The following is a 6,068-nucleotide window of genomic DNA, read 5'->3' as shown; positions in this document are numbered from 1 at the left end:
CATCCCGGGTGAGGTGCCCCCGCTGCTGCGCAACCTGGTGCGCGGCAGCCGGCGTTCGGCCGCCACCGCCGTCGGCGGCGCGGGCACCGCCGCCGACCTGACGCGCCGCCTGCTGGCCCTCCCCGAGGACGAGCGCGTCCGCCACCTCGTCGAACTGGTGCGGGCCGAGGCCGCCGTCGTGCTCGGCCACTCCTCGCCCAAGGCCATCGAACCCGGCCGCGAGTTCCGCGAACTCGGCTTCGACTCGCTCACCGCCGTCGAACTGCGCAACCGCCTCACCACCGCCACCGGCCTGCGGCTGACCGCCACCCTCGTCTTCGACTACCCGACCCCGCACGGCCTCGCCGAGCACCTGGTCGCCGAACTCCTCGACGAACACGGCGACCTGGGCGCCCCCCTGGTGGCCGCCGACGTCGCCGACGACCCGATCGTCATCATCGGCATGGCCTGCCGCATGCCCGGCGGCATCACCACCCCCGACGAACTGTGGCGCATGCTCGCCGACGGCGAGGACCGCATCACCGCGTTCCCGACCGACCGCGGCTGGGACCTGGACACCCTGTTCGGCGGCGGCCACGACAACCGGGGCGTCAGCGCCACCCGCCGCGGCGGTTTCCTGCACGACGTGGGCGGCTTCGACGCCGCCTTCTTCGGGATCTCGCCGCGCGAGGCCCTCGCCATGGACCCGCAGCAGCGCCTGCTCCTGGAGACCTCCTGGGAGGCGTTCGAACGCGCCGGCATCGACCCGCAGAGCCTGCGCTCCAGCGCCACCGGCGTCTTCGTGGGCACCACCGGCCAGGACTACGCGACCTTGGTGATGACCTCCCGCGAGGACGTCGAGGGCCACGCCAGCACCGGTCTCGCCACCAGCGTCATCTCCGGCCGGGTCTCCTACGCCCTCGGCCTGGAGGGCCCGGCGCTCACCGTCGACACCGCCTGCTCCTCCTCCCTGGTCGCCCTGCACCTCGCCGCCCAGTCCCTGCGCAGCGGCGAGAGCTCCCTCGCCCTCGCGGGCGGCGTCACCGTGCTGTCGACCCCGATGAACTTCTCCGGCTTCACCCGGCAGGGTGGCCTCGCCCCCGACGGCCACTGCAAGGCCTTCGCGGACGCCGCCGACGGCACCGGCTGGTCCGAGGGCGTGGGCATGCTCGTCCTGGAACGCCTCTCCGACGCCCGCCGCAACGGGCACGAGGTGCTCGCGGTGGTCCGCGGCTCGGCCATCAACCAGGACGGCGCCTCCAACGGCCTGACCGCGCCCAACGGTCCGTCGCAGCAGCGCGTGATCCGGCAGGCCCTGGCGAGCGCCGGACTCACCCCCGCCGACGTGGACGCCGTCGAGGCGCACGGCACCGGCACCACCCTCGGCGACCCGATCGAGGCCCAGGCGCTGCTCGCCACCTACGGTCGCGACCGCGATCCGGAGCGTCCGCTGCTGCTCGGCTCCATCAAGTCGAACATCGGGCACACGCAGGCCGCCGCCGGTGTCGCCGGCGTCATCAAGATGGTGCTCGCCCTGCGCCACGGCACCCTGCCCAGGACCCTCCATGTCGACCGGCCCTCCACGCACGTCGACTGGGAGGCCGGCGCGGTACGCCTCCTCACCGAGTCGACCGAGTGGCCGGACACGGACCGGCCGTGGCGTGCCGGTGTGTCGTCCTTCGGCCTCAGCGGCACCAACGCCCACGTCATCCTCGAACAGCCCGAACCGGCCGCGCAGGACCCTGAGCCGGCCACCGAGCCGTCCGTCTCGCCGGTCCTGGTGCCGTGGCCGGTCTCGGCGCGGTCCGAGGACGCCCTGCCGGGACAGATCGACCGGGTGACGTCCTTCGACGCCGGGTCCGTCCTGGACGTGGGCTACTCGCTGGCCTCCGGGCGGTCCCTGTTCGAGCACCGGACGGTGCTGCTCGCGGGCACCGGCCTGGAGGGCGGTGCCCCCGTGGAGGTGGCGCGTGGTCGTGCGGTGGAGCGGTCGTTGGCGGTGCTGTTCTCGGGGCAGGGGTCGCAGCGGGCGGGGACGGGACGTGAGCTGTATGCCCGGTTCCCGGTGTTCGCGCAGGCGCTGGACGCCGTACTGGCGCGCCTCGACGTGGAGTTGGAGCGTCCGTTGCGGGAGGTGCTGTTCGCGGAGGAGGGCACGCCGGAGGCGGAGCTCCTCGACACGACCGGGTTCACGCAGCCCGCGTTGTTCGCGGTCGAGGTGGCGTTGTTCCGGTTGGTGGAGTCGTGGGGTGTGCGGCCGGAGTTCGTGGCCGGGCATTCCGTGGGTGAGATCGCGGCCGCGCACGTGGCCGGGGTGTTGTCGCTGGAGGACGCGTGCGCGCTGGTCGCGGCGCGTGCCCGGCTGATGCGGGAACTCCCGGCGGGCGGCGCCATGATCGCCGTCCAGGCGACCGAGGAGGAGATCGCTCCGAGGCTGACGGGCGGGACCGCCCTCGCGGCGGTCAACGGTCCGGATGCGGTCGTCATCGCGGGCGTGGAGCGGGAAGTCCTCGCGCTGGCCGAGGAGTTCGCCGCACAGGGTCGCAAGACGCAGCGTCTGTCGGTGAGTCATGCCTTCCATTCGCCGCTGATGGAGCCGATGCTCGACGCCTTCCGCGCCGTCGCGGAGGGACTGACGTATGCCGAACCGCGCATCCCCGTCGTGTCCAACGTGACCGGTGAGATCGCCGACCCCGGCCTGCTGTGTTCGGCGGAGTACTGGGTGCGTCACGTCCGTGGCACGGTGCGTTTCGCCGACGGCGTGCGCGCGCTGGCCGACGGGGGAGCGAACGCGTTCCTGGAGCTGGGTCCCGACGGTGTCCTGACCGGGATGGCCGCGCGGGTGCTGGACGGCGGCGAGGACGTCGTGTCGGTGCCGGTGCTGCGGGGGGACCGTCCCGAGGAGACCGCGCTGCTCACCGCGCTGGCCCGGCTCCACGTCACCGGCGTCGACATCGACTGGGCGACGTGCTTCGAGGGGACGGGGGCGCGCCGGGTGGCGCTGCCGACGTACGCCTTCCACCACGAGCGGTACTGGCCCCGCCCGGCGGCCCACACCGGTGATGTCACGGGCGCCGGGCTCCGCCCCGCCGAGCACCCGCTGCTGGGCGCCGCCACGGCGCTCGCCGCCTCCGAGGGCGTGCTGTTCACCGGGCGCCTGTCGCTCACCACACACCCCTGGCTGGCCGACCACACCGTCGGCGGCGGCATGGTCCTCTTCCCGGCCACCGGCTTCCTGGAACTGGCCGTGCGCGCCGGTGACGAGGTCGGCTGCGCGTGTGTCGAGGAGTTCACCCTCGCCACGCCGCTGCTGCTGCCCGAGGACGGGGCCGTCGTCGTCCAGGTGTGGGTCGGGGCGCCCGACGAGACCGGCGCCCGCAAGGTGAGCCTGTACTCGCGGTCCGCCGACGCGCCGGAGGCGACCTGGACGGAGCACGCCACCGGCGTGCTCGGCACGGACGCGCGGACCACCGACTTCGACACGAGTGTCTGGCCCCCGCAGAACGCGGTCGCCGCCGACCTGGAGGGCTTCTACGACCGCACCGAGTACGGACCCGTCTTCCGCACCATCCGCGCCGTGTGGAAGCGCGGCGAGGAGGCGTTCGTCGAGGCCGCGCTCCCGGCGGAGGCGGACGACGCCGGTTACTACGGCATGCACCCGGCGCTGCTCGACGCGGCCGTGCAGTCCGTCGGGTTCGCCGGCCTGGACGACGAGCACAAGCTGCTGCCGTTCCTGTGGGGAGGGGTGTCGCTGCACGCGGACGGCGCCTCCGTGGTCCGCTTCCGGGTCGCCCGCACGGGCGAGGACTCGGTCTCGATCGCCGCCGTGGACGTCGAGGGCGCTCCCGTCCTGTCGGCCGAGTCGCTGGTGCTGCGGGTCCCCGCCGGGACGCAGGCGCCCGCCGCCCGCCGCCCCGAGCTGGACTCGCTGCTCCGCCTGGAGTGGACCGCCGCCCCCGAGACCGCCGCCGACCCTTCGGTGCGTCACGCCACCCTGCCCGCCCTCGGCACCCGCGCCGCCGCGGCCGCCCTGGGCGGTCTCACCGGCGCCGAGAACCTGGTGTGCGTCCCCGTGTCCGGCGACGGCCACGGCGACGACGTACCGCGGGCCACGCACACGCTTCTCGCGCACGCCCTCGACCTGGTGCAGGAGTGGCTGCGGCAGGACCGCTTCGAGACGGCCCGACTGGTGTTCGTCACCCGGGGCGCGATGTGCTCCGGGCACGGCGACCGGGTCGAGGACCTGGCGGCCGCGGCCGTCTGGGGTCTGCTGCGCGCCGCGCACTCCGAGAACCCCGCCCGCTTCGCCCTGCTCGACCTCGACGCGGACGGCCGCGTCGAGACCGTGCTGCCGCTGCTGCCGGAGCTCCTGGCGGGCGGCGACGCCCAGTTCGTCGTACGGGACGGGGACGTCCTGGTGGGACGCCTGGACCGGGCGGTCACCGGTGCCGGACTGCTGCCCCCGGCCCACGGCCCCTGGCGGCTGGACAGCACCGGCAAGGGCGACCTGGACTCCCTCACGCTCGTTCCGTGCCCGGAGATGCTGGACGCGCCGGAGGGGCGGCAGGTGCGCCTCGACGTGCGGGCGGCCGGGCTGAACTTCCGCGACGTGCTCAACGCGCTCGGCATGTACCCGGGTGAAGCGGGACCGCTCGGAGCCGAGGCGGTCGGTGTCGTCACCGCCACCGGGCCCGAGGCGACCGACTTCGCGCCGGGCGACCGGGTGATGGGCATGGTGCCCGGCGGCCTGAGCACCGACGTGCTGATCGACGAGCGCTTCCTGGTCCGCGTCCCCGACGGGTGGACGGACGAGCAGGCGGCGTCGGTGCCACTGGTGTTCCTCACCGCCTACTACGGCCTGACCGACCTGGCGGGTCTGCGGGCGGGGGAGTCGGTGCTGGTGCATGCCGGTGCTGGTGGTGTGGGCATGGCGGCGGTGCAGCTGGCCCGGCATCTGGGTGCGGAGGTGTTCGCGACCGCGAGTGAGGGCAAGTGGGAGACGCTGCGGGGTCTGGGGCTGGACGAGGACCACATCGCGTCGTCGCGTGATCTGGGCTTCGAGGAGAAGTTCCGGGCGGTGAGTGGTGGCCGGGGCGTGGATGTGGTGCTGAACGCGCTGGCGGGTGAGTTCGTGGACGCGTCGTTGCGGCTGACGGCGGACGGCGGTCGGTTCCTGGAGATGGGCAAGACCGACGTCCGGGATCCGCGGTCGGTCGGCGGCCGGGTGACCTACCGTGCCTTCGACCTCGGTGAGGCCGGACCCGCGCGTACGGGGGAGATGCTGCGGGAGTTGGTGGGGCTGTTCGCCGAGGGGGCGTTGCGGCCTCTGCCGGTGACGGTGTGGGACGTGCGGCGGGCACGCGAGGCGTTCCGGTTCATGAGCCGGGCCAGACACGTGGGCAAGATCGTGCTGACGATGCCGCGCCGCTGGAACCCCGACGGCACCGTCCTCATCACCGGCGGCACGGGAGGCCTGGGCCGGGAACTGGCCCGCCACCTGGTGACCGCGCGGGGCGCGCGCCGCCTCCTCCTGGTGTCCCGCCGGGGCATCGACGCCGAGGGCGCCGCCGAGCTGCGGGACGAACTCACGGCCGCCGGGGCGGTCGTCGACATCACCGCCTGCGACATCGCCGACCGCGAGGCGGCCGAGACACTGCTCGCCGGGATCGACACGGCCCACCCGCTGACCGCGGTCGTGCACGCGGCGGGTGTGCTGGACGACGGTGTGGTGACGTCGCTGTCGGCGGAGCGGGTCTCGGAGGTGCTGCGGCCGAAGGTCGACGCCGCCTGGCACCTCCATGAGCTGACGCGTGATCTGGGGCTGGCCGCGTTCGTGATGTTCTCGTCGGTGTCCGGTGTGATGGGCAGCGCCGGTCAGGGCAACTACGCGGCGGCCAACGTCTTCCTGGACGCGCTCGCCCAGCAGCGGGCCGCGGCCGGCCTGCCCGCCCTGTCCCTGGCCTGGGGCGCCTGGGAGCAGAGCGCCGGCATGACCGGCACCCTCTCCGACACCGGCATGCGGCGCATCGCCGCCTCCGGGGCCGCCCCCCTCCCCGTCGAGCGCGGCCTCGCCCTCTTCGACACCGCCA

1 pseudogene is annotated in these 6,068 nt (G+C 74.2%); it reads left to right on the top strand.

Annotation, left to right across the window (positions count from 1 at the left end):
- Positions 1 to 13: 13 nt before the first annotated feature.
- Positions 14 to 6,068 (top strand): annotated as a pseudogene (locus B7767_RS45990) (SDR family NAD(P)-dependent oxidoreductase); the annotation flags it as partial.

Origin of the sequence: Streptomyces sp. 13-12-16, from assembly GCF_002114215.1 — a bacterium.
In the GTDB taxonomy this organism is placed as follows: domain Bacteria; phylum Actinomycetota; class Actinomycetes; order Streptomycetales; family Streptomycetaceae; genus Streptomyces.
Note: the sequence above shows the minus strand (reverse complement) of the source record. Positions and strands in the feature narration are given on the sequence as shown.